Source organism: Corallococcus sicarius (genome assembly GCF_003611735.1).
Lineage (GTDB): Bacteria > Myxococcota > Myxococcia > Myxococcales > Myxococcaceae > Corallococcus > Corallococcus sicarius.
On sequence record NZ_RAWG01000012.1, the window covers coordinates 1 to 24611 of the forward strand.

Annotated in this window: 23 protein-coding genes; all 23 read left to right on the forward strand. The window is 71.6% G+C overall.

Features of this window, described 5'->3' with window-relative positions:
- The first annotated feature begins 42 nt into the window (after positions 1-42).
- The gene (locus D7X12_RS02970; protein WP_120623789.1) at positions 43-2523 is read left to right on the forward strand and encodes a DNA polymerase domain-containing protein; all 2481 of its coding nucleotides are present in this window, start codon (positions 43-45) and stop codon (positions 2521-2523) included.
- 117 nt (positions 2524-2640) lie between these two features.
- Positions 2641-4179, forward strand: a complete 1539-nt coding sequence (locus D7X12_RS02975; protein ID WP_167508969.1) for a hypothetical protein — start codon at positions 2641-2643, stop codon at positions 4177-4179.
- 347 nt (positions 4180-4526) lie between these two features.
- Positions 4527-5186, forward strand: a complete 660-nt coding sequence (gene mdcG / locus D7X12_RS02980; RefSeq protein WP_120623748.1) for a malonate decarboxylase holo-[acyl-carrier-protein] synthase — start codon at positions 4527-4529, stop codon at positions 5184-5186.
- Positions 5187-5553: 367 nt separating this feature from the next.
- Positions 5554-6312, forward strand: a complete 759-nt coding sequence (locus D7X12_RS02985) for a beta-ketoacyl synthase chain length factor (RefSeq protein ID WP_208718790.1) — start codon at positions 5554-5556, stop codon at positions 6310-6312.
- Positions 6305-7084 carry a lysophospholipid acyltransferase family protein gene (locus D7X12_RS02990; RefSeq protein ID WP_120623750.1) on the forward strand — a complete coding sequence of 260 codons (780 nt, stop codon included), beginning with the start codon at positions 6305-6307 and terminating at the stop codon, positions 7082-7084. The genes D7X12_RS02985 and D7X12_RS02990 overlap by 8 nt, the downstream gene beginning before the upstream one ends.
- Entirely contained in the window at positions 7071-7334 is a 264-nt protein-coding gene (locus D7X12_RS02995) for a phosphopantetheine-binding protein (RefSeq protein WP_120623751.1), read from the forward strand. The genes D7X12_RS02990 and D7X12_RS02995 overlap by 14 nt, the downstream gene beginning before the upstream one ends.
- Before the next feature lie 26 nt (positions 7335-7360).
- Positions 7361-7621, forward strand: a complete 261-nt coding sequence (locus tag D7X12_RS03000; protein WP_120623752.1) for an acyl carrier protein — start codon at positions 7361-7363, stop codon at positions 7619-7621.
- Positions 7618-8169, forward strand: coding sequence for a COG4648 family protein (locus tag D7X12_RS03005; RefSeq protein ID WP_120623753.1), 552 nt, complete (start codon positions 7618-7620; stop codon positions 8167-8169). The genes D7X12_RS03000 and D7X12_RS03005 overlap by 4 nt, the downstream gene beginning before the upstream one ends.
- A complete protein-coding gene (locus tag D7X12_RS03010) occupies positions 8162-9898 on the forward strand; it encodes an ApeI family dehydratase (protein ID WP_120623754.1) in 1737 nt (578 codons plus the stop codon). Before D7X12_RS03005 ends, D7X12_RS03010 begins: the two co-directional genes overlap by 8 nt.
- A complete protein-coding gene (locus D7X12_RS03015; protein ID WP_120623755.1) occupies positions 9895-10632 on the forward strand; it encodes a glycosyltransferase family 2 protein in 738 nt (245 codons plus the stop codon). The genes D7X12_RS03010 and D7X12_RS03015 overlap by 4 nt, the downstream gene beginning before the upstream one ends.
- Positions 10629-11576, forward strand: a complete 948-nt coding sequence (locus D7X12_RS03020; RefSeq protein WP_120623756.1) for a lysophospholipid acyltransferase family protein — start codon at positions 10629-10631, stop codon at positions 11574-11576. The genes D7X12_RS03015 and D7X12_RS03020 overlap by 4 nt, the downstream gene beginning before the upstream one ends.
- A 7-nt stretch (positions 11577-11583) precedes the next feature.
- A complete protein-coding gene (locus D7X12_RS03025) occupies positions 11584-13107 on the forward strand; it encodes an HAL/PAL/TAL family ammonia-lyase (protein WP_244224321.1) in 1524 nt (507 codons plus the stop codon).
- Complete coding sequence (locus tag D7X12_RS03030) at positions 13097-13516, forward strand: acyl-CoA thioesterase (RefSeq protein WP_120623758.1); 420 nt, start codon at positions 13097-13099, stop codon at positions 13514-13516. Before D7X12_RS03025 ends, D7X12_RS03030 begins: the two co-directional genes overlap by 11 nt.
- Positions 13513-14121 carry a LolA family protein gene (locus D7X12_RS03035; RefSeq protein WP_120623759.1) on the forward strand — a complete coding sequence of 203 codons (609 nt, stop codon included), beginning with the start codon at positions 13513-13515 and terminating at the stop codon, positions 14119-14121. The genes D7X12_RS03030 and D7X12_RS03035 overlap by 4 nt, the downstream gene beginning before the upstream one ends.
- Positions 14111-16408, forward strand: coding sequence for an MMPL family transporter (locus D7X12_RS03040; RefSeq protein WP_120623760.1), 2298 nt, complete (start codon positions 14111-14113; stop codon positions 16406-16408). Before D7X12_RS03035 ends, D7X12_RS03040 begins: the two co-directional genes overlap by 11 nt.
- Positions 16405-17634, forward strand: coding sequence for an NAD(P)/FAD-dependent oxidoreductase (locus D7X12_RS03045; RefSeq protein ID WP_120623761.1), 1230 nt, complete (start codon positions 16405-16407; stop codon positions 17632-17634). Before D7X12_RS03040 ends, D7X12_RS03045 begins: the two co-directional genes overlap by 4 nt.
- Positions 17622-18194: a DUF3261 domain-containing protein gene (locus D7X12_RS03050; protein ID WP_120623762.1), complete on the forward strand. Its 573-nt coding sequence runs from the start codon at positions 17622-17624 to the stop codon at positions 18192-18194. The genes D7X12_RS03045 and D7X12_RS03050 overlap by 13 nt, the downstream gene beginning before the upstream one ends.
- Before the next feature lie 8 nt (positions 18195-18202).
- Positions 18203-19384 (forward strand): beta-ketoacyl-ACP synthase, encoded by a 1182-nt coding sequence (locus tag D7X12_RS03055; RefSeq protein WP_120623763.1) that lies wholly within the window; start codon positions 18203-18205, stop codon positions 19382-19384.
- Entirely contained in the window at positions 19384-19848 is a 465-nt protein-coding gene (locus D7X12_RS03060; protein WP_167508971.1) for a hotdog family protein, read from the forward strand. The genes D7X12_RS03055 and D7X12_RS03060 overlap by 1 nt, the downstream gene beginning before the upstream one ends.
- On the forward strand, positions 19841-20572 hold the full coding sequence (gene fabG / locus D7X12_RS03065; RefSeq protein WP_120623764.1) for a 3-oxoacyl-ACP reductase FabG: 732 nt from the start codon (positions 19841-19843) through the stop codon (positions 20570-20572). Before D7X12_RS03060 ends, fabG begins: the two co-directional genes overlap by 8 nt.
- Positions 20569-21807, forward strand: coding sequence for a beta-ketoacyl-ACP synthase (locus D7X12_RS03070; RefSeq protein ID WP_120623765.1), 1239 nt, complete (start codon positions 20569-20571; stop codon positions 21805-21807). The genes fabG and D7X12_RS03070 overlap by 4 nt, the downstream gene beginning before the upstream one ends.
- 17 nt (positions 21808-21824) lie before the next feature.
- Positions 21825-22256 (forward strand): excinuclease ATPase subunit, encoded by a 432-nt coding sequence (locus tag D7X12_RS03075; RefSeq protein ID WP_120623766.1) that lies wholly within the window; start codon positions 21825-21827, stop codon positions 22254-22256.
- 181 nt (positions 22257-22437) lie between these two features.
- Positions 22438-24597 (forward strand): M13 family metallopeptidase, encoded by a 2160-nt coding sequence (locus D7X12_RS03080; protein ID WP_120623767.1) that lies wholly within the window; start codon positions 22438-22440, stop codon positions 24595-24597.
- Positions 24598-24611: the final 14 nt, after the last annotated feature.

Here is a 24611-nt window from a genome sequence, read left to right on the forward strand (position 1 = left end):
CCCATGGTCCCCCCACCCGCGGCCCATCCGGCCCCCCATCCGATGGAGGAGGAGTGGTTGTGGGGATGGGACCCCACGCCCGGCATCGTGTCCGTGTGGGCGGAGCCTGACGGACGGGCCTTCGTGTGGAAGCGGCAGCCGGGGACCACCGTGCGGCTCCGCGAGAACGCGCGCTACCGGCCCTGGCTGCTGCTCGCGTCGCTCCAGGACCTGGAGCACCTGGGCGCGGGGCTCCTGCCGGAGGGCCCGTCGGCTGGAGCAGGCGCGGCGGGCGTCGTGACGTTCCGAGAGCTGGAGGGGCCGGGGGCGCTGCGCTACCTGGTGAGCGCGGAGGACGGCCGGGCGCTGGGGGCCGCGGTGCTCCGGGGCGCGTCAGCGCGGCTGGGCCAGCGGGTGGGCCACCTGCGCGACCTGGGCCCCCAGTCGGTGCTGGTGCTGCCCCCGGAGGAGCAATACCTGGTCGCCACCGGGCGCACGTACTTCCGCGACCTGGTGTTCGACGACCTGCGCCGCCTCCAGTTCGACCTGGAGACCACCGGCCTGGACCCGGCGAAGGACCGCATCTTCCTCGTCGCGCTGAGGGATCCGGAGGGCCGGACGGAAACACTGGAGGTGACGGCGGACGGCGACGCGGGCGAGGCGGACCTCCTGCGCCGGCTCGTCGCCCGCATCCGCGAGGCGGACCCCGACGTGGTGGAGAACCACAACCTGCACGGCTTCGACCTGCCCTTCCTGGACCAGCGCGCGAAGCGGCTGAACGTGCCGCTGGCGCTGGGACGCGCGGGCCTGCCGGGGTTGCGCCACCGGCCCTCCGCCCGGGGCGCCGCGCTCGGACGGGGCCCTGGAGGCCGCGAGGCGGACGCCATGCGCCGCGCGCGCTACACCGTGCCCGGCCGCGAGTTCATCGACACGCTGGACGCCGTGCGCCGGCACGACTTCTCCGCCCGCGACCTGCCCGGCCACGGCCTCAAGGCGGTGGCGAAGCACCTGGGGCTCGCGGGGCCGGAGCGCGAGCTCATCCCCGGCGCGCGCGTGTACGAAGTCTTCAGCAAGGATCCGGAGCGGGTGCGCCGCTACGCGTGCGACGACGTGAAGGAGGCCGCGGGGCTCGCGCACCTGCTGGGCGGCGCGGTGTTCGCGCTCGCGCGCATGGCGCCCCGGCGGTACGAGCGGCTGGCCGACGCGGGCCCGGCCACCGGCGTGCTGGATCCGCTGCTGGTGCGCGCGTACTTGAGGGCGGGCGCGGCGCTGCCCGCGCACGAGTCCGGCGACGGCACGTCCCACAGCGGCGCGGCGCTGCACCTGTTCGCCACCGGCGTCGCGCGCCACGTGGTGAAGGCGGACGTGGCCAGCCTCTACCCGTCGCTGATGCGCCAGTACCGCATCGGGCCGAAGCGCGACCGGCTGAACGCGCTGCTCGCGCTGGTGGACCGGCTGGTGGACCAGCGGCTGGACGCGAAGGCGAAGGCGAAGAAGGCCCCCCCCGGCTCCCCGGAGCGCCACACCCACGAAGCGCTCTCCGCGGCGATGAAGATCGTCATCAACTCCGCCTACGGCTACCTGGGCGCGGCGGGCCTCACGCGCTTCTCGGACGTGCACGCCGCCAACGAGGTGACGCGGCATGGACGCGAGGTGCTGGGCCTGCTGTGCCGCGAGCTGGCCGCGCGGGGCGTGACGCTGCTGGAGGCCGACACGGACGGCGTCTATTTCTCAGTGCCGGAGACGTGGACGGAGGTCGACGAGCGCCGGGTGGTGTCGGAGGTCGCGGCCCTGCTGCCGCCCCGCGTGCGCCTGGAGTTCGACGGGCGCTACGCCGCGATGCTGTCGCACGAGCCCAAGAACTACGCGCTGCAACCCTACGCGGGCCCCCTGCTGCTGCGCGGCGTGGCGTTCCGCTCCAGCCGCGCGGAGCGCTACGGAGAAGACTTCCTGCGCCGTGCCGTCCAGCACCTGCTCGACGGCGACGTCAGCGCCGTGCGCGACACCTACGTGGACATGGTGATGGCGCTGCGCAGGCGCCGCGTGCCCACCTACGAGGTGACGGCCCAGGTGCGGCTGACGAAGGCGCCCGCGCAGTACCTGTCCACGCGCAAGCAGCGGCGCGAATTGCCCTACGAAGCCCTGCTCACCAACGGCCGCGAGCACTGGTCCCTGGGCGAGCGCGTGCGCATCTACCGCGCCACCGGAGGCCGCGCGGGCCTGCTGCCGCAACCGGAGGCCGAGGACGCAGAGCCCACGCCCCGCACCGCGCATGGCGCCCCGGCCGGCGAGGATCCGCGCGACTACGACGTCGAGTACTACGTGCGGCTGCTCAAGGACTCCTTCGCGGCCCGGCTCGCGCGCGGGCTCGGCGCGGAGGACTTCGCCACGGTGTTCGCGGATCCCGAGCAACCCTCGCTCTTCACCGCGTCGCTCGCCGACGCGCGGCCCGTGCTCAACGTGGTGCGCCAGCCCACAGGCCCGGAGTTCGGAGAGGCCACCGAGCACACCGAGCAGAACGAGGACGCCGACGTCGCTCCGTGAAAGTCGTTGGGACTCCGCGCTTCTCACCGTGATTGGAACCTTGGCGTGTCCCGGTTCCAGGGAGAGTCGCGGGGTGGCTTCTGCTACAGTGCGTCAACCTCGATGGCCTTCCCGTTGATGACCCGTCCCACGCCCCGCGCGCTGGTGGTTCCCAGCACCGTGGCGCTGCTGCTGCTGCTCCCCTTCCCCATCTACTGGAGCGCGGTCATCCACCGGTATGGCCTGCGCGACGACTACGCCATCCTGCGCGAGGCGCGCGAGGAGCCGGGGAAGATTCTACGCGTCTGCGCCGCGCAGGGCCGTCCGCTCTACGGCTGGATGCTGGAGGTGTCCGCGCGCGCGGCGGGAGGCATTGACGGGCTGACGGGGCTGCGCCTGCTGGGGGTCGCCGGGCTGGGCGTGCTCGCGGCGGCGGTCTTCCTGATGCTGCGCAAGGAGGGCTGGCGCCCCACCTCCGCGGCGCTCCTGGCGGGGTTCCTGACGCTGACGCCGTCCGCGCAGGTCATCGCCAACTGGGGCATCTGCTGGCCGCAGGCGGTGGCGCTGATGCTGGGGCTGACGGCGTTCGCGCTCGCCCGTCGCGGCATCGGAAGTCCGCAGGCGCCCGCGTCGCATCCGGGGCGCTGGTCGTTGGGCGCCGTGGTGGCCATGGCCGCCGCGACGCTCATCTACCAGGTGAGCGGGCTGTTCTACGCGGTGCTGCTGGCGGCGGCGCTGGTGGTGCGGCGCGACACGTCGCTGAAGGACACCGCGCGCTGGATGGCGAAGCACCTGTGGGTGATGGGCCTGGGGCTGGTGCTCGCGTACCTCATCACGAAGGTGATGTTCGCCACGGGCGTCTTCACGCCCTCCACGCGGATCGTCTTCGAGAAGCACTGGGTGGACAAGACCCTCTGGGCGCTCACGCACGTGTTCCCCAACGCGCTCGCCCTGTCCGCGCTCAACGAGACGCTGGGCGGCGACATGGACGGCTACTGGTCCATGGTGGTGCTGACGCTGACGCTCCTGGGCCTGGGCGTCGCCGTGGAGGGACGCCGCTCGGGGCTCACCGGCGTGGGGCGCTGGCTGCTGGCGCTGGTGACGCTGTCGGCCGCGGCGTACTCGGTCAGCTTCCTCGCCGGAGAGCGCTGGCCCACCTACCGCACGCTCAACGCGCTCACCGGCGTGTGGGCCGTCTTCTTCGCCGCGTCGCTCGTGAACCTGGGCACCGTCTGGCCCCGGCATGGGCCGCGGCTGGCCACGCTGCTGCTCACCGCGTTCGTGGCCGTGAGCGCGCTGCTCGCGCACCAGCAGTCCCTGGAGCTGTTCGCGCGGCCCCAGGGCCGGGAGCTGGCGCTGATGGAGGAGGGCGCGAGCCTCGTCGTGCCCGCGCAGAAGCCGCGCGTCTTCGTCCTCACCGCGAAGCAGACGGACTCCTCCGCTCCGTTCCGCTACCTGGACGAGTTCGGCTCCGTGTCCGTGGACTCCGAGTGGGTGGCCAAGGAGATGCTCAAGGCGCTCGTGAAGGAGCGCTTTCCCCGCGAAGCGGACGTCAGCGGCCTCTACCGCTTCGCCGCCGGCCCCATCGCCCCGGAGCCGCGTCAGTACGACATCCTCATCGACATGCGCAGGCAGCACGTCCACGCCACGCGCCCCGTCGTCCAGCAGCCCCGCTGATCTCGCGCGCCAGCGGACCGCCGCGTGCCGGGATGAAGCGTCCGGTGCCGGAGGTTGCAGGCTTCACGCGGTGGGGTTCACTCCACCGTGGGAGCCTCCCCTGCCCTGCGCAGGACCTCCCACCCGGATTTCCGGGGAGACGTGTGGAGGAGTGGCTTCCCCGACCTCTCTCACGTCGATGTGTGCAGGTTGGGCCCCACCCGGGGCGTGAATCCGGGTAATGAACCCGTCACGGATGTCGCCAGTGCTCCTGCCCCTCCTTCCGCCTCCGCGAGCCTCGAAGGTCGCCCCGTCCCGCGCCGCGGAAGGACGCCCGGGCTCGCCCCGGACAGAGGGGACTGGCCTCGATGCCGGCTGAACGTCCGGCGCGACACGACTGGGTGTACCTGGGCACGGACTGGGCCCATCACCTGCGCTCCCCGCCAGGCCCGGACGTCCTGCGGCAGGTGACGGAGTGGCGGGAGCACGGCCGTCCCTTCGCCGTGGCGCGCCAGGACCTTCTGGACCAGGACGACGAGCTGCGGCTGGGCCTCACCCTGCCCGACCGCCGTCACCTCGCGCTGCACGTGGGCCTGCCGGCGGTGGAGCGCTGGATGCCGCCTCCCACGCTGAATGAGACGCGCGCCACGGCGCCCGAGGCGTGGCGCTCCGCGATGGAGGACGTCGTCGCCCTGGGCGCCGCGCTGGACCTCACGGTGCGGGTGTTCGGTTCACTGGCCTGGCAGCACCGCTCCGGCGTGTCCTTCCTGCGGCCGATGTCGGACGTGGACCTGCTGTTCTCCCCCGCCCACTGGTCCGACGTGGAGCGGCTGCTCTTCGGGCTGGAGGCGGTGTCGCGCCGCCACTCGGTGGTGCGGCTGGACGGCGAGGTGGTGCTGCCCGACGGCGGCGCGGTGTCCTGGCGCGAGCTGGCGCTGGAGCCGGAGCGCATCTGGGTCACCGGCCCCCGCGGCGCGAGCCCCCGCACCCTCCGGGAGCTGCGCGCGCTGTTCCCCGCCGAGCCCTGACTCCAGTTGCCCGTCACCCCCAGGGGAGGGCCGCACGTCGGGGAGTGAATAGGGAGCCGTGCTGGACGTCCCAGGCCGCGGCAACGACCCGTCTTCGCGTGTCGTTCCGAATCATCCGGAAGGGTTTCTTCCGACCTGCGGGGGGCGGGGGATGGGCCACCCCCCTGGACAAACCTGCAAGACCCTGAACGCCGAGGCTCGCGTGCGCGTTTCTCCAGCAAAAGCAGCCCCTTGCTGGGGACGCCGGGCAGGGCACAGGACAACCCCCCGCCTGCACGCTGGCTCGGGTCGGGCGCCCAATTGTCACCCTGTGGATGGTTTGCTAAAGGTTGCCATTGGGAGCGCTTGGGGCCTCCCCGTCAAGATGATGGGATTCACCATTCAGCGCTGGGCCGCATGGGCCCCTGGCCTCGTGGAGCCGGCCGCCTGGGAAGCCTGGCTCACGAAGCCCCACGCCCTCCCGGCCGAAGGTACGCCCGCGCTGACGGAGATGCCCGCGATGATGCGCCGCCGGGTGGACCGGCTGGGGCGCATCGCGTTGCAGGCCTCCTATCAGGCCCACGTGGCCGCCCCCGACGCGCCGGTGCTCTTCGCGTCGCGCTACGGGGACCTGGGCCGTTCGGTGGAGCTGCTCACGCAGCTGGCGCGCTCGGAGCCGCTGTCGCCCACGTCCTTCAGCCTGTCGGTGCACAACGCCATCGGCGCGCTCTACTCCATCGCGCGCGGGGACGCGTCCTCCTACAGCGCCATCGCCGCGGGCGAGGAGACGGTGGAGGCCGCGTTCACGGAGGCGTGCGGCCTGCTGGCGGACGGCGTCCCCCGGGTGATGGTCGTCCTCTACGACGAGCCCGTGCCGGCGCCCTGGCAGCACTTCTCCGAGTCCCTGGAGTTCCCGCGCGCCTGGGCCTGTCTGCTGGCCGCCAGCACGGGCGCGGACGCCATCCACCTGGGCTGCCATGCCGGTGCGCGGGCCGTGGCGGCTCCCGAGGCTCCGGAGACTCCGGAACCGGGCGGACTGCCGGCGGACCTGCGCGCCCTGCGCTTCCTGGTGACGGGCGCCGCGCGGGCGTCGCGGTGGGAGCACCCGGTGGGCGCTCGACACTGGCGGTGGGAACGTCATGGTTGAGAGGCTCGAGCGCGCCTGGCGCATCTTCGCGACCGGACTGTCCTTCGCCACGTTCGGGCTGGGTGGGCTGGCGCTGCGCCTCATCTACTTCCCGCTGCTCCAGCTGTTCGTGCGCGAGCCCGGGCGGCAGACGCGGCTGGCGCGGCTGGCGGTGCACCACTCGTTCCGCTTCTTCGTGGGCTACATGCGCTTCCTCGGCGTGCTGCGCTACGAGCTGGAGGGGGTGGAGAAGCTGTCGCGCTCCGGGCTGCTCATCCTGGCCAACCACCCGACGCTCATCGACGTGGTGTTCCTCATCTCGCTCGTGCCCAACGCGGACTGCGTGGTGAAGGCGAGCCTGGCCAACAACCCGTTCATGCGCGGCCCCATCCGGGCGACGCGCTACCTGTGCAACGACTCCGGGCCCGGGCTCATCCAGGACTGCATCGCGTCCGTGAAGGCCGGCAACAACCTCATCATCTTCCCGGAGGGCACGCGCACGCCCGTCCGCGGGCCCATGCAGCTGCAGCGCGGCGCCGCCAACATCGCGGTGCGCGGCCCCTGCGACATCACGCCCGTCACCATCCGGGTGTCTCCGAGTGGCCTCACCAAGGGCGTCCCCTGGTGGAAGGTGCCCGAGCGCCCCATGCACTTCATCATCCGCGTGGAGGACGACATCCGCGTGTCGCCCGAGGACGCGGACGCGGGCGAAGCGGCGAAGGCCGCGCGCCAGCTGACCACCCGTTTGCACGACCATTTCTCCCGGGAGAGCCAGGGCCATGCTGGAGCTTGAACACGAAATCAAGCGTCTGGTCATCGAGACGCTGAACCTCGAGGACCTCACGCCGAACGACATCGACCCCGCCGCGCCGTTGTTCGTGGAGGGGCTGGGGCTCGACTCCATTGACGCCCTGGAGCTTGGCCTGGCGCTGCAGAAGTCCTATGGCGTCGTGCTCGCGAGCGACTCCAAGGAGAACCGCCGCCACTTCGCCAGCGTGCGGGCCCTCGCGGATTTCGTCAGCACCCACCGCACCAAGTCCTGATGCCTATGAACCAAAGCGGAGCCGTCATGACCAAGTCCGAGCTGTTCGAGCGCCTGAGCGCCATCCTGCAGGAAACCTTCGACATCGAACCGTCGCGCATCATCCCGGAGGCGCGGCTGCACGATGACCTCGACATCGACAGCATCGACGCCATCGACCTGCTGGTGCGCCTAAAGCCCGTCGCCGGCCAGCGCGTGCCGCCGGAGGTGTTCCGCTCCGTGCGCACGCTGCAGGACGTGGTGGACGCGCTGCACGGCCTGCTCGGCAGCGACTCCGCCGCCGCGTGAAGCGGCTGCGTCCGGTGTTGTTGGGGCTCTTGAGCCTCGCGTACCCGCCGCTCGTCTATCTGGGCCTGGGCCACTTCGAGCCCCGCTGGATGGCGCTGCCCCTGGCGGGCATGGCGGTGGTGCGCGCGGTGGCGACGCGGGAGAAGATGTGGCTCGCGGCCGCCGTGGGGGCGCTGGTGCTGGCGGGGTCCAGCATGCTGGGCAACCACGCGCTGCCCTTGAAGCTCTACCCGGTGCTGGTGAACAGCGTGCTGCTCACCGTCTTCGCCACCAGCCTCGCCTATCCGCCCAGCGTGATTGAGCGACTGGCCCGGCTGCGGGAGAAGGACCTGCCGCCCTCGGGCGTGGCGTACACGCGCCGCGTGACGCAGGTGTGGTGCGGCTTCTTCGTCCTCAACGGCGGCCTCGCGCTCGGGACCGCGCTCTGGGCGAGCGACGCCACCTGGGCGCTCTACAACGGCCTCGTCGCCTACGGCCTCATGGGCCTGCTCTTCGCCGGCGAATGGGTGGTGCGGCAGCGGGTGCGCGCACGGCACGTCCATGGCTGAGGCGCTCGCGCTCGAAGACCTCCTCGTCCACGGCCGTCCTCCGGGTCACCCCGTGGCCCGCCGCGACGAGCAGCTGCTGGACTTCGCCGCGCTCCAGGCCCGGGCCGCGGGCTGGCGCGCCGCCTTCCACGCGCACGGAGGCCTGCGGCACGCCCTCTTCCTGGAGGACACCTTCGACTTCGCCGCCGCGCTCCTGGGCGCGTGGCACGCGGGCGTGTGCGTCTACCTTCCCGCCGACGCGCGGCCCGCCACGCTGGACGCGCTCAGGGCCCACGTACACGGCTTCGCGGGCAGGGGCCCGGCGGGCCTGACGCCCCTCACGCCCGTGCCGGATGCCGTCGCGGACTTCCGTCCCCTGTCGCCGGACCTGGCCGCGCTGGTCGTCTACACGTCGGGCTCCAGCGGGGAGCCCACCGCCATCCCCAAGCGGCTGTCGCAGCTGTCCCGCGAGGTGGCGACGCTGGGGGCGCTGTTCGACGCCGAAGCCGGGGACGCGCCCGTGCTCGCCACCGTGTCGCACCAGCACATCTACGGACTGCTGTTCCGGGTGCTGTGGCCGCTGGCGTCGGGCCGGCCCTTCGATGCGCACGGGCTGCCCTACCCGGAGGACATCGTGGCCGCGCTCAAGGCGGCGGGGCCCGCGCTGCTGGTGGCGAGCCCCGCGCACCTCAAGCGGCTGCCGGCCTCGCTGGACTGGGCCGCGGTGCGCGGGAACCTGCGCGGCCTGTTCTCCTCGGGCGGGCCGCTGAGCCCCGAAGCGCTCCAGGCCTGCCGCGACCTGCTGGGTCGGGCGCCGGTGGAGGTCTACGGCAGCTCTGAAACGGGAGGCGTCGCGTGGCGCAGGCGGGACACCGACGACGCCGCGTCGTGGCGGGTGATGCCGGGCGTGGAGGTGCGCGCCGGCTCCGGTTCCGGTTCCAGCTCTGGCTCCCCTGACGACGACGTGCTCGCCGTCCGCTCGCCCCACCTGGACCTGGCCGAAGGCGCGTGGTTCACGACGGAGGACCGGGCCCGGGCCGTGCCCGGCGGCTTCGAGCTGCTGGGGCGCCGCGACCGGCTGCTCAAGCTGGAGGAGAAGCGCGTGTCGCTGAGCGCCATGGAGCGGGCGCTGGTGGACGGGGGGCTTCTGCGCGAGGCGCGGGTGCTGCCCCTGGCGGACGGCCACCGGGTGACGCTGGCGGTGGTGGCGGTGCCGGACGCGGAGGGCTGGCGACTCCAGGAGGCAGGGGGCAGACGCTCCCTGAGCCAGGCGCTGCGCGAGAAGCTGGCCCCGCATTTCGAGTCCAGTGCCTTGCCGCGCCGGTTCCGATATCTGGAGGCCATGCCGGTCAACCCGCAGGGCAAATCCACCGAAGCGGCGCTCGCCGCCCTCTTCGACCCCAGGCGTCCTCCCTTCCACGTGCTGGAGCGCACGGCCGAACGCGTGCTGCTGTCCGTGGAGGCGCAGGCGGGCTCGCCCTACTTCGACGGGCACTTCCCCGGCACGCCCATCCTGCCCGGCGTCGTGCAGTTGGAGTGGGCGCTGCTGCTGGGGCGGGAGCACTTCGCGCTGCCGCCGGACTTCCTGCGGATGGAGACGCTGAAGTTCCAGCAGGTCATCCCGCCCGACACGCGGCTGACGCTGGAGCTCACCTGGGCGGCGGAGTCCGGACGGCTGGGGTTCAAGTTGACGTCGGACGCAGGCGCCCACGCCAGCGGCCGCATCGTGTTGGGTGGAGGGGTGGGATGAAGGTCTGCGCGGTCATTCCGGTCTACAACCACGGCGAGGCCGTGGGCGCGGTGGTGAAGGCCGTGCGCGGCCATGGCCTGCCGTGCGTGCTGGTGGACGACGGCAGCGAGCCCGGCTGCGCGGCGGTGATGGACGGGCTCGCGCGCGAGGACAGCGCTGGCGTGGAGGTGGTCCGCCTGCCCCAGAACGAGGGCAAGGGCGGCGCGATGATGGCGGGCCTGCGCGCGGCGAAGGAGCGCGGCTACAGCCACGCGCTTCAAATCGACGCGGACGGCCAGCACGACGCCAGCGACATCCCGCGCTTCCTGGAGCTGGCGAAGGCGAGCCCCGACACGCTCGTGTGCGGCACCCCCGTCTACGACGAGTCGGTACCCAAGGGCCGGCTGTACGGCCGCTACGCCACGCACATCTGGGTGTGGATCAACACGCTGTCGTTCGCCATCCGCGATTCGATGTGCGGCTTCCGCGTCTATCCGCTGGCGCCCACCGTGGCGCTCATCGACTCGGTGCGCATCGGCAAGCGGATGGACTTCGACGTGGAGGTGCTGGTGCGCCTGTTCTGGCGCGGCATGCGCATCCTCAACCAGCCCACCAAGGTGCGCTACCCCACCGACGGCATCTCCCACTTCGACGTGCTCTGGGACAACGTGCGCATCTCCGGCATGCACGCCCGGCTCTTCTTCGGGATGCTGGTGCGGCTGCCCCTGCTCCTGTGGCGGAAGGTGGCGAGATGAAGTCCCGCCACTGGGCGGAGATGGGGGAGACGACCTTCGTCGCCGGCATCTGGATCCTCTATTGGGTCCACCGGCTGCTGGGCCGCTGGCCCTTCCGCGTCTGCCTCTACCCGGTGGTGTTGACGCATTGGCTCAGCCGGCCGCTCTTGCGCCAGGCGTCGCTCCAGTACCTGGACCGGCTGGAGGCCGCGACGGGGGCGCTGGGCCACAAGCCCCACTGGCGCGACAGCGTGCGCCACGTGGTGGCCTTCGCGGAGACGATGCTGGACAAGCTGCTCGCCGTCAGCGGGCGCTACCGCTTCGAGCGCGTGCGCACCGAAGGGCGCGAGGAGTTCTACGAGGCGGCGAAGGCGGGCCGGGGCGGCGTCATCGTCACCGCGCACATGGGCTGCCTGGAATTGTGCCGTTCCATGGCGGAGCGGCGCGGCGAGGTGAAGCTCAACATCCTGGTGCACACGCTGCACGCGGAGCAGTTCAACCGCCTGCTCAAGCGCCTCAACCCGGAGAACGACTTCCGGCTGATGGAAGTCACGGACATGGGCCCGGCCACCGCCGTCGCCCTGAACGAGCGCGTGGAGGCCGGCGAGTTCGTGGTCATCGCGGGCGACCGCATCCCGGTGAATGCCAGCCAGACCGTGCGCGTCGACTTCCTGGGCCACTCCGCGCCCTTCCCCGTGGGTCCCTACGTGCTGGCGTCGCTGCTCAAGTGTCCGCTGTACCTGCTCGGGTGCATCCACGAGGGGGACGGCTACACCATCCACTTCGAGCGGCTCTTCGAGCGCGTCGTCCTTCCCCGGGGCAAGCGCGAGGCCGCGCTCACCGACTGCGCGCGCCACTACGCCGGCCAGGTGACGGCGCTCCTCAAGCGCGCGCCCTACGACTGGTTCAACTTCTTTCCCTTCTGGGATCAGGTGAATGTCTCCGCGAAGCCCCCCACTCTCTGACCTTCCCGTGCGGTTCGACGGCGGACGGCTGACCCTCGAGGACGTGGGCGCGCTGGCGCGGCGTGAGCGCCCCGCCGAGCTGGGCATCGCCCCCGCCTTCCGCCAGCGCATCGCGAAGGGCGCCGCGTTCCTGGACCGGCTCCTGGCGGAGGACGGCGTCATCTACGGCGTCACCACCGGCTACGGCGACTCCGTGACGGTGTCCATCCCGCCCGCGCTCGTCGCGGAATTGCCGCACCACCTCTACACGTACCACGGCATCGGCGCGGGCCGGTTCCTCACGCCCGAGGAGACGCGCGCGGTGCTGGCCACGCGGCTGGCTTCGCTGTGCCAGGGCTTCTCCGGCGTGGGCGTGCCGCTGCTCACCCAGCTGGAATTGCTCCTCCAGCACGACGTGCTGCCCATGATTCCCGCCGAGGGCTCCGTGGGCGCGAGCGGCGACCTCACGCCCCTGTCCTACGTGGCGGCGGTGCTGTGCGGCGAGCGCGACGTGTGGCACCGGGGCGAGCGGCGTCCCGCGGCGCAGGTGCTTTCGTCGCTGGGGATTGCGCCGCTCAAGCTGCGGCCGAAGGAGGGGCTGGCCATCATGAACGGCACCGCCGTGATGACGGCCCTGGCGTGCCTGGCGTGGGAGCGGGCGGAGTACGTGTCCCGGCTGGCCACGCGGCTGACGGCGTTCAACGTGCTGGCGAGCGCCGGCAACGCGCACCACTTCGACGAGACGCTCTTCGCGGCCAAGCCCCACGCGGGCCAGCAGCGCGTGGCGGCGCGGCTGCGCGCGGACCTCGTGTCGGACCGGCCGTCGCGCAACGAGCAGCGGCTCCAGGACCGGTACTCGCTGCGGTGCGCGCCGCACGTCATCGGCGTGCTGGAGGACGCGCTGCCCTTCTTCCGCACGCAGATTGAAAACGAGCTGAACAGCGCCAACGACAACCCGCTCATCGACCCCGACGGCGAGCGCGTGCTGCACGGCGGCCACTTCTACGGCGGGCACATCGCCTTCGCCATGGACGGGCTGAAGACGGCGGTGGCCAACGTGGCGGACCTGTTGGACAGGCAGCTCGCGCTGCTCGTGGACCCGCGCTTCAACCACGGGCTGCCCGCCAACCTCTCCGCGTCCACGGGCCCAAGAGCGGCCATCAACCACGGCCTCAAGGCGGCGCAGATCAGCGTCTCCGCGTGGACGGCGGAGGCGCTCAAGCAGACGATGCCCGCGTCCGTCTTCTCCCGCTCCACCGAGTGCCACAACCAGGACAAGGTCAGCATGGGCACCATCGCCGCGCGCGACTGCCTGCGCGTGCTGGAGCTGACCGAGCAGGTGGTGGCCGCGATGCTCATCGCCGCCCGGCAGGGCGTCACCCTGCGCCAGCGGTTGGACCCGGACGCGAAGCCCGGCCCCGCGCTGGCCCGGATGCAGGCGGACCTGGAAGCGCGCATCCCGCTGCTGGTGGAGGACCGCGCGCTGGATGGGGAGCTGCAGGCGCTGCTCGTCGCCATCCGCCGTCGGGAGTGGAGCCTGCATGAAGCCTGACCTGAGCTGCGAAATCGAAATCGAACCGCCGTTCCACGACTTCGACATGATGGAGATCGTCTGGCACGGCCACTACGTGAAGTACCTGGAGCTGGCGCGCTGCGCGCTGATGCGCCGCTTCGACTACGACTACCCGCAGATGCGCGAGTCAGGCTACGGCTGGCCCGTGGTGGACATGCGGCTGAAGTACGTGTCGCCCATCTCCTACAAGCAGAAGATCATCGTGCGCGTTGAGATCACCGAGTGGGAGAACCGGCTGCGCTTCGACTACGTGCTGCGCGACGCGGCCACCGGGCGCAAGGTGAACCAGGCCCACACCCTCCAGGTGGCGGTGTCCCTGGCCACGGGGGAGATGCAGTTCGTCTGCCCGGAGATCCTCTGGAAGAAGCTGGGAGTGTGGCCCGAATGAAGCCCCTCGTCCTGGTGGCCTGCCTGCTGATGGGCCTGAGCGCCCACGCCGCGGACCTGGTGAAGGACGTGCGCGCGCGGCTGGTGGACGCGCCGCTCGTGCGCGGGAAGTTCGAACAGAAGAAGACGGTGGCGGGCTTCAAGAAGCCGCTGGTGTCGAAGGGGGACTTCCTCCTCGCCCGCGACCAGGGCGTGCTCTGGAACACGCGCACGCCCTTCGCCTCCACGCTGACGCTCACGCGCAAGTCCCTGAGCGCCGAACAGGGCGCGGGCGGCGCGGCCTACCACCTGGACTCCACGAAGGAGCCAGCGCTGGCGGCCATGAATGAGCTGCTCTTCGCGCTGCTCGCGGGTGACGTGGCCACGCTCCAGCAGCGCTTCAAGGTGGAGGGCGCGCTGGTGGGCCCCACCGGTTGGAAGCTGGAGCTGACGCCCACGGACGCGGGGCTCGCGCGCGTCTTCAAACACATCCGCATGGAGGGCGACGGGTACGTGCGCCAGGTGCACCTGGAGGAGACCCGCGGGGATTCCAGCGTCATCCTGTTCGACGCGCTGGCCCAGACGCCGCCACCGGATGCCACGGAAGCCGGGCGCCTTGGCAAATAGGCTGGCCATCCTCTGGGCGCTGGTCGTCCTCGCGGTGGGCGTGCACCAGGTGTCCTTCTGGCGCGGGGCCCACCTGGACACCGACGTGCTCGCGCTCCTGCCGGAGGATGAGCAGGCGCCGGAGGTGGACGCCGCCACGCGCAGGCTCGCGGACGAGGCCGGCCGGCAGGTGGTGCTGCTGGTGGGCGCGAAGGACTGGACGGCCGCGCAGCAGGCGGCGGACGCGGCCACCCAGGCGCTGGGACAGTCCGGCGATGTGCTGGAGCCCGCCGTGGTGGACACGTCCGCGCTCGACCAGGCGGTGGACTTCTACCGGCCTTACAGAGACCGGCTGCTCACGCCCTCGCAGCGGCAATGGCTCACGCGGGCGACGCCGGACGAGTTGGGCGGCACGGCGCTGATGAAGCTGTACCAGCCCGCGGGCGCGCAGCTGACGGACTGGAACGTGGATCCGCTGGGGCTGTGGCCGGACTGGTGGCAGGCCCGCGCGGCGGAGACGTCCGCGCGGCCTCGCGACGGGCGCCTGTGGCTGTCGGGCGAGGGGCGCGAGTGGGTGCTGCTCACCTGGAAGAGCAAGGTGTCCGCCTTCGCGCTGGGAGACGGCGCGCGCGTCACCGCCGCGGTGGAGCGGGCGCGCTCGCGCGTGGAGACGGCGGTGCCCGGTGGACGGCTGGTGGCCGCGGGCGTGCCGCTGTACGCGGAGGCCGCCGCCGCCCAGGCGAGCTGGGAGATGTCCACCATCGGCTTCGGCTCGCTCGCGGCGGTGCTGCTGCTGGTGTGGCTGACGTTCCGGTCGCTGCGCCCCATCCTGCTCGTGGGCGTGTCGCTGCTGTTGGGCTGCGCGGTGGCGCTCACGGTCACCGCGCTCCTCTTCGACCGCGTGCACCTGCTCACGCTGGTGTTCGGCTCCAGCCTCGTGGGCGTGGCGGAGGACTACGGCTTCCACTACTTCGCCGCGCGCCAGGGCAAGGCCCCTTCGGAGCGCGGCCCGGTGATGCGCTCGCTCCTGCCCGGCATGGCGCTGGCGCTCATCACCAGCGTGGTGGCGTACCTCGCGCTGGGCGTCGCGCCCTTCCCCGGCTTGAGGCAGATGGCGGTGTTCTCCGCCGCGGGCCTCACCGCCGCGTTCCTCACGGTGGTGTGCTGGTTCCCGTCCCTGGACCGGGGCGCCCTGCCCGTCACCGCCTTCTCCGAGCGCTTCTCCGCTTCCATCACCCGCTGGCCGCGCGTCACGTCCACCCGGGGCTGGTGGCTGACGGGCGCGGGGCTCGCGGTGCTCGTGGCCGTGGGACTCTTCCGGCTGAAGCCCCAGGACGACCTGCGCCAGTTGCAGGGCGCGCCCCCGAACCTCATCGCCGACCAGCGCGAGCTGGGGCGCCTCTTGGGACTGCCCAGCCCCGCGCAGTTCTTCCTCGTGGAGGGGGACAGCGACGAACAGGTGCTGGCGCGCGAGGCGGCGCTGAAGCAGCGGTTGGATCCGCTCGTTACCCAGAAGGTGTTCGCGGGCTACCGCGCCGTGTCCGACTGGCTTCCCTCCGAAGCCCAGCAGCGCGAGGACGCGGCCCTGAGCGCTCGCGCGGAGGCGCAGGCCGTGGCCGCCGTCGCCGCCTCCACGGGCGAGGCCCCCACGCGCGCCGCGTTCGCGCAAACGCCGCTCACCCCCTCTCGCTTCCTCGCCGGGCCCGCCGCCTCCGCCATCCGGCAGCAGTGGCTGGGGACGCTGGGCGCCCGGCAGTACAGCGTCCTCATGCTGCGCGGCCTCAACGACCCGAAGGTGCTGCCCCGGCTGGAGGCCGTCGCGCAGGGGCTGGAGGGCATCCGCTGGGTGGACAAGACGGCGGAGATCTCCGGCCTGCTCGGACGCTACCGGCGCATCATGGGCGGGCTCATCGCCGCGGGCTACATCGCGGTGCTGCTCACGCTCATGGCCCGCTTCGGGCGCCAGGCGTGGCGCGCGTGGCTGCCGTCCGTGCTGGGCACGCTCCTCACGCTCGCCCTCTTCGGCTGGGTGGGCGCGCCCCTGCAGCTCTTCACCGTGCTGGGATTGGTGCTGCTGCTGGGCATGGGCGTGGACTACGGCATCTTCCTTCTGGAGCACCCCGGTGACGGCTCCGCGTGGCTCGCGGTGGCGCTGGCCGGCGTGAGCACGCTCCTGTCCTTCGGCCTGCTGGCGCTGTCGGCCACGCCGGCCCTTCGCTCGTTCGGTCTCGCCATGCTGCTGGGCGAGGTCACCATCTGGATCCTCACCCCTTGTTTCCGACTCCCAACCAGGAAAGCCACACCTTGAAAACTGAATCGGCGGACATCCTCATCATTGGCGCGGGCCCCGCGGGCTCCGTCGCGGCGGGCCTCCTTCGCAAGCAGGGCCGTGATGTCCTCGTGCTGGAGCGCGAGCAGTTCCCGCGCTTCTCCATCGGCGAGAGCCTGCTGCCCCAGAGCATGGAGTACATCGAGGAGGCCGGCCTGCTCCAGGACGTGGTGGAGGCGGGCTTCCAGTACAAGAACGGCGCGGCCTTCCAGCGCGGTGACCGGTACACGGACTTCGACTTCCGCGAAAAGTTCAGCCCCGGCTGGGGCACCACCTTCCAGGTGCAGCGCGCCCACTTCGACCACGTCCTCGCCAAGGGCGCCGAGCGCAAGGGCGCCACCGTGCGCTTCCGCCACGAGGTCCTCTCCGTGGACGTCAGCGGCGAGCAGCCGGAGGTGACGGCGCGCTCCCCCGAGGGTGAGACGTACCGCGTCCGCGCCCGCTTCCTCCTGGACGCCAGTGGCTTCGGCCGCGTGCTGCCGCGCCTGTTGAACCTGGAGACGCCGTCGAACTTCCCCAAGCGCGGCGCCATCTTCACCCACGTGTTGGATCGCACGCCGCCGGGCAGCTTCGACCGCAACAAGATCCGCGTGACGGTGCACCCGGAGCACGTGCACGTCTGGTACTGGACCATCCCCTTCTCCGACGGCCGCTGCTCGCTGGGCGTCGTCGCGAAGACGGAGTTCCTGGAGCAGTACCAGGGCACGGACACGGAGCGGCTCCAGGCCATCGTCCGGGAGGCGCCCGCGCTCCAGGACCTGCTCAAGGACGCCGTCTGGGACACGCCCGCGCGCAAGCTCACCGGCTACGCGGCCAACGTGAAGTCGCTGTGGGGTCCGGGCTTCGCGCTCCTGGGCAACGCGGGCGAGTTCCTGGATCCGGTCTTCTCCTCCGGTGTCACCATCGCCTTCAAGTCCGCGAGCCTCGCGTCGGCCTGCCTCGCGCGCCAGTTCGCCGGGGAGAAGGTGGACTGGGAGCGCGACTACGCGAAGCCGCTCAAGGCGGGCGTGGACACCTTCCGCACCTTCGTGGAGTCCTGGTACGAGGGCGGCTTCCAGAACGTCATCTTCCACCCCAACGCGTCCCCGGACGTGCGGAAGATGATCTCCGCCATCCTCGCGGGCTACGCCTGGGACAAGAACAACCCCTACGTCGCGGACAGCAAGCGGCGCCTGGGCGTGCTCGAGGAACTGTGCGCCGCCTGAGCGTCCTCCTCGCGCTCGCGGGCCTCGTCGCCTGCGCCACCCCGCGCCCAAGGCCGCCCGAGTCGAAGCCCGGTGAAACCCTGCCGGAGCTTCGGCTCGCCCCCGCGGCCCTGGGCGCCACGGTGAGCCTCACCCAGCGCCTGGTGTTCGCCCATGAAGCGGACCCGGGCGGCCCCCGCTCGCTGGAGGCCCTGCTGGAGGTGGACGCCGGCTTGATGCAGCTGGCCGGCTTCGCCCTGGGGCAGCGCATCCTCACCCTGCGGTGGAACGGCGCCGCCCTGGAGGAGGAGCGCGACCCCCGCCTGCCCGCCCAGTTCCAGTCCGGGCCCGTGCTCCGGGACGTGCAGCTCGTCTACTGGCCGGCCGAAGCCGTGCGGGCTGCCCTGCCCGCCGGCTGGACGCTGGAGGACGGGCCGGGACAACGCACCCTGTCGAAGGACGGCAGGGAATGGGTGACGGTGCGCTACGATGGGAGCCCGCGCTGGGAAGGGCGCACCCTGCTCACCAACCTCTCCGAGCACTACCAGCTCACCATCGACTCGCGCCTCGCGGACGAGTGACTGTCTCCATGATGCCTCCCGTCTTCCTCAACCAGCTCGGCCTCGTCTGCGCCCTGGGCTCCGGGAAGCACGCGGTGGCCCAGGCCCTGTTCGCGACCGCCCCCACCGGCGTGGCCTCCCACGCCGGGTTCGCGGATCGCCCCCTGCACCTGGGCGTCGTCACCGCTGGGCTTGTGGCCCAGGACGCGCTGCCCAAGGCCCTGCACAGCCGCAACAACGCGCTGCTGCTCACGGCGCTCGCCCAGGTGCGTCCCGCCGTGGACGCCGCCATCGCCCGGTTCGGTCCGGAGCGCGTGGCGGTGGTGCTGGGCACCAGCACCTCCGGCATCGGCGAGGGCGAGGCCGCCATCGCGGGCCACCACGCCACGGGCCAGCTGCCCGCATCCTTCCACCTGTGCCAGCAGGAGCTGGGCGCCCCGGCGCAGGCGCTCACGCACGTGCTGGGGCTCGCGGGGCCGTCCTACGTCATCTCCACCGCGTGCTCCTCCAGCGCCAAGGCGCTCGCCAGCGCGGCGCGGCTGTTGCGCGCGGGTACGGTGGACGCGGTGCTGACGGGCGGCGTGGATTCGCTGTGCCGCTTCACCGTGGCGGGCTTCCGCTCGTTGGACTCGGTGAGCGAGGAGCGCTGCAACCCGATGAGCGTCCGCCGCCACGGCATCAACATTGGCGAGGCCGCGGCGCTGTTCCTGATGACGCGCGAGCCGGGGCCGGTGCGCCTCTCCGGCTGGGGCGAGTCCTCCGACGCGCACCACATCTCCGCGCCGGAGCCCGGCGGCCGGGGCGCCCTCACCGCCATCCGCGAGGCGCTGACGCGCGCGGGGCTGTCCCCGGAGCGCGTGGACTACGTGAACCTGCACGGCACCGCGACGGTGCAGAACGACGCCATGGAGAGCCGCGCGGTGCACGCGCTCCTGGGCCCGGACGTGAAGGCCAGCTCCACCAAGCCGCTCACCGGCCACACGCTGGGCGCCGCCGGAGCGCTGGAGGCCGCGTTCGCGTGGCTCACGCTGGTGGACAACCCGCAGGGCAAGCTGCCCGCGCACTTCTGGGACGGCGAAGCGGACCCCACCCTGCCGGCGCTGTCGCTGGTGAAGCCGGGCGAGGCGCTGGGGCGGCCGGTGCGCTCCGTGCTGAGCAATTCGTTCGCCTTCGGGGGCAGCAACGCGGCCCTCGTGCTGGAGAACGCCTGATGCGCACCCCCATCGACCTGCCCATCGCGGACCTCGTGCCCCATGGCGGGCGGATGCGGCTGCTCGACCGCGTGCTGGAAGGCGACGCGGAGACGCTGCTCGCGGAGGTGACGGTGCGCGAGGACAGCCTGTTCTTCGCCGACGGCGCCGTGGGCGGCTGGGTGGGCATCGAGTACATGGCCCAGGCCGTGGCGGCCTGGGCCGGCTGGCATGCGCGGCTTCGCGGGGAGGCGCCGAAGGTGGGCTTCCTCCTGGGCACCCGGCGCTATGAGTGCAGCCGCCCCGTCTTCCGGCCGGGGGAGTGCCTGCGCGTCGAAGTGCACCGCCAGTTCTTCGCGGACAACGGGCTGGGCCAGTTCGACTGCACCATCACCATCGGGACGCAGACGGTGGCCACGGCGGCGCTGACGGTGTTCGAGCCGCCCGCCGGGCAGGACGTGAGGAGGGGCAACACAGATGGGTGACAAGACGGTGCTGGTGACGGGCTCCAGCCGGGGCATCGGCCGCGCCATCGCGCTGCGCCTGGCGCGGGACGGCTTCGACGTCGTGGTGCACTGCCGCAGCCGGCGCGAGGAAGCGGACGCCGTGGCGGCGCTCGTGCGCGACGCGGGGCGTGAGGCGCGCGTGCTCCAGTTCGACGTGGCGGACCGCGCGGGGACGCAGGCGGCGCTGCTGGCCGACGTGGAGGCCCACGGCTGCTACTACGGGGTGGTGTGCAACGCGGGCATCGCGCGCGACAACGCCTTCCCGTCGATGACGCCCGACGAATGGGACAGCGTCATCCACACCAACCTGGACGCCTTCTACAACGTGCTCAACCCGCTCACGATGCCGCTCGTGCGCCGCAAGAAGCCGGGCCGCATCGTCACGCTCGCGTCGGTGTCCGGCCTGATGGGCAACCGGGGCCAGGTGAACTACAGCGCCGCCAAGGCGGGCATCATCGGCGCGACGAAGGCGCTCGCGGTGGAGCTGGCCAAGCGCAACATCACCGTCAACTGCGTGGCCCCGGGCCTCATCGACACGGAGATGCTGCCGCCGGAGGTCCTGGAAGAGGCGCTGAAGATCATCCCCGCCCGCCGGGTGGGGAAGCCCGAGGAGGTCGCCGCCGCGGTGAGCTTCCTCATGGCCGAGGACGCCGGCTACATCACGCGTCAGGTGATTTCCGTGAACGGGGGGATGGTCGGATGAGGCGCGTGGTCGTCACCGGAGTGGGGGCCCTGAGTCCGCTGGGGCACGACTGGCGGACGGTGGAGGCGCGGCTGCGCGGGCGCCAGAACGCCGTCCGGGTGATGGAGAACTGGAAGCAGTACCAGGGCCTGCACACGCGGCTGGGTGCGCCCGCCGCGCCGTTCGAACTGCCGTCGTCCACGTACTCGCGCAAGACGACGCGCACCATGGGCCGCGTGGCGCTGATGGCGACGCGGGCCAGCGAGCTGGCGCTCCAGGACGCGGGCCTCCTGGGGGACCCGCTGGTGAAGGGCGGGAAGCTGGGCATCGCCTACGGTTCGTCCGCGGGGACGCCGGAGAACATGGGCGACTTCGGGAAGATGATCACCGAGAAGACGACGGAGGGCATCACCGCGACGACGTACCTGCGGATGATGTCCCATACGGCGGCGGTGAACATCGGCGTCTTCTTCGGCATCACCGGGCGCATCATCACCACGTCCAGCGCGTGCACCTCCGGCAGCCAGGGCATCGGCTACGCGTACGAGGCCATCAAGCTGGGCCGGCAGGTGGCGATGCTCGCGGGCGGCGCGGAGGAGCTGGACGCCACCGGCGCCGCCGTCTTCGACACCCTCTTCGCCACCAGCACGAAGCACAACGAGGCGCCGCACGAGTCGCCCCGGCCCTTCCATGCCCAGCGCGACGGGCTGGTGCTGGGAGAGGGCGCGTGCACGCTGGTGCTGGAGGAGCTGGAGCACGCCAAGGCGCGCGGCGCGACCATCCACGCGGAGCTGCTGGGCTACGGCACCAACAGCGACGGCCGTCACGTCACCCAGCCCAACGCGGACACCATGGCGCAGGCGATGCGGCTGGCCCTGGAGGACGCGGGCGTCCCGGCCTCCGCCATCCCGTACGTCAACGCGCACGGCACGGCCACGGACACGGGCGACGCCGCGGAGAGCGCGGCCACGCTCGCGGTGTTCGGGGAGAAGGTCGCCCTCTCCTCCCTCAAGAGCTACATGGGCCACACGCTGGGGGCCTGCGGCGCGCTGGAGGCGTGGATGAGCATCCAGATGATGCGCTCGGACTGGTTCGCCCCCACGCTGCACCTGGACGCGGACTCGGTGGATCCCAAGTGCGCGCCCCTGGACTATGTCATGGGCGAGGGCCGTCCCCTTCAGACGGACCTGGTGATGAGCAACAACTTCGCCTTCGGTGGCATCAACACGTCGTTGATCTTCCGCCGCTGGCCCTGACCCCTGGAGAACCCGCGATGAAGAAAACCCTCCTGTTGCTGGCGCTGACGGCCGCGAGCCCCGCGCTCGCGCGCGACACCGTGGTGAAGATCAAGCTGGCGGATGTGTTCGAACTGCCCGAGGCGAAGCAGAAGCTGGACGGCACGGTGAAGATCTACCTGGACGGCCAGAAGACGCCCTCGGTGAAGAAGACGCTGGGCAGTGACGTGACGAACAAGAAGACCAACGCCGTGGGCAAGTCGGACGAGTTCGCCTGCAAGTGGGCCACGCTCTCCGCGCTCATCGCCCTGCAGGAGGGCGCGAAGAAGAACGGCGCCAACGCGGTGGTCAACGTCGTGAGCTATTACAAGAAGGTGGAGTTCAAGAGCGCCACCGAGATTGAGTGCCACGCGGGCACCATGGTCGCGGGCGTCGCGCTCAAGGGCGACTACGCCACCATCGGCAAGTAGCTGCCAGTGGTGCGGGCGGGTCGCGAGGACGCCACGCCCCGGGGGGCCGCCGTCCCGGGGCGGTGAGGCCGCGCCCCACCTTTCACGCGCTTCCTGGGATGAAAGCGGCGTTTGCGCTGTTGGCGGCGCGACCCCCTGCGCCAGAGTGCGCCACCCCGTTGGGGTCCATCCAGGAGCTTCCATGACGTCCCGTTCCAGACCGCCGTTTGGCGTCGCGCGCATGACGCTCGGCGTCTATGCGTCCGCGCTCATCACCGCCTGTGCGTCCTCCGCGCCCGCCGAGAAGGGCTCCACGCCGGCCTCCGCGCCGGCCGCCGCGACCACGCCGCCGCCCGCGCCCCCTGCCCCGCCCAAGCCCGTCTACGGCAGCTTCGGGATCGACACGCCCGGGATGGACCCGTCGGTGAAGCCGGGCGACGACTTCTACCGCTACGTCAACGGCAAGTGGCTGGACACCACGGAGATCCCCGCCGAACGCTCGTCCATGGGCATGTTCACGCGGCTGGCGGAGGAGGCCACGAAGCAGACGCGCGATTTGCTGGAGGCCGCCGCGAAGTCGGACGCCGCGCCGGGCAGCGAGGACCGCAAGCTGGGTGACTACTACGCCAGCTTCATGGACGAGGCCGCCATCGAGGCCAAGGGCACCGCCCCGCTCAAGCCGGAGCTGGAGCGCATCGCGGCCGTCGCCAACCGCAAGGACCTGGCCCAGCTGCTGGGCACCACGCTGCGCGCGGACGTGGACGCGCTCAACACCGGGCAGACCACCACCGACCGCCTCTTCGGCCTGTGGGTGGCGGAGGACCTGAACGACCCCAGCCGCTACGTCGCGTACCTGCTCCAGGGCGGCCTGCTGATGCCGGACCGCGACTTCTACCTGAAGGACACGCCGCGCTTCAAAGAGGTGCGGGAGAAGTACCAGAAGCACATCGCCGCGCAGCTGAAGAACGCGGGCATCCCCGACCCCGAGGCGAAGGCGAAGGCCATCTACGGCCTGGAGAAGAAGATCGCCCAGGCGCACTGGTCCGCCCAGGACACGCAGGACGTGGCGAAGACGAACAACCCCTGGAAGCAGGCGGACTTCGCGAAGAAGGCGCCCGGCCTGGACTGGGCGGCGTGGTTCGCGGGCGCGGGGCTGTCCCAGCAGACGGACTTCATCGTCTGGCAGCCGAGCGCGCTCACCGGCATCGCGAAGCTCGTGGGCAGCGAGCCGCTCCAGACGTGGAAGGACTACCTGGCCTTCCACGCCATCGTGCACGGCACCCCGGTGCTGCCCAAGGCGTTCGTGGACGAGGCGTTCGAGTTCAGCGGCAAGACGCTCTCCGGCACGCAGCAGCTGCGCGAGCGCTGGAAGCGCGGCGTGGAGCACACCAACCACGCCCTGGGTGAGGCCGTGGGCAAGCGCTACGTGGCGAAGCACTTCCCGCCCCGGGCCAAGGCCGAGGCGGACGTGATGGTGCGCAACATCCTGGCCGCGCTGGGCCGCCACATCGACGCGCTGGAGTGGATGTCGCCGGAGACCAGGGCCCGCGCCAAGGAGAAGCTGGGCACGGTGCAGGTGGGCATCGGGCACCCGGACACGTGGCGCGACTACGCTGGGCTGGAGGTCGTGAAGGGGGACGCCTTCGGCAACGCCGAGCGCGCGAACCTCTTCGAGTACCAGCGCAACGTGGCGAAGCTGGGCAAGCCCGTGGACCGCAAGGAATGGTTCATGACGCCGCAGGAGGTGAACGCGCTCAACTCGCCGCAGCAGAACTCCATCATCTTCCCGGCCGCCATCCTCCAGGCACCCTTCTTCGACCCCAACGCGGATCCGGCGGTGAACTACGGCGGCATCGGCTCCGTCATCGGCCATGAGATCATCCACAGCTTCGACGACGTGGGCGCGCAGTTCGACGCGCAGGGGAAGCTTGCCAACTGGTGGACGCCGAAGGACCTGGAGCAGTTCAAGACCGCCGGCAAGGCGCTCGCCGCCCAGTTCAACACCTACCGCCCGCTGCCCGACGTGACGGTGAACGGTGAGCTGACGCTGGGAGAGAACATCGCCGACGTGGGCGGCATCTCCATCGCGCGGGACGCGTACGTGATGTCGCTGAACGGCAAGCCCGCGCCCACGCTGGAGGGCTTCACGGGGGATCAGCGCTTCTACATGGGCTTCGCCCAGGTGTGGCGCAACAAGTACCGCGACGCGCTCCTGCGCCGGCTGCTGGTGACGGACGGCCACTCGCCGGGCCCGTTCCGTGCCGCCACCGTGCGCAACGCGGACGCGTGGTACCAGGCCTTCGACGTGAAGCCCGGGCAGGGCCTCTACCTGCCGCCGGAGAAGCGCGTGAAGATCTGGTAGTGCCCGCGTGCAGC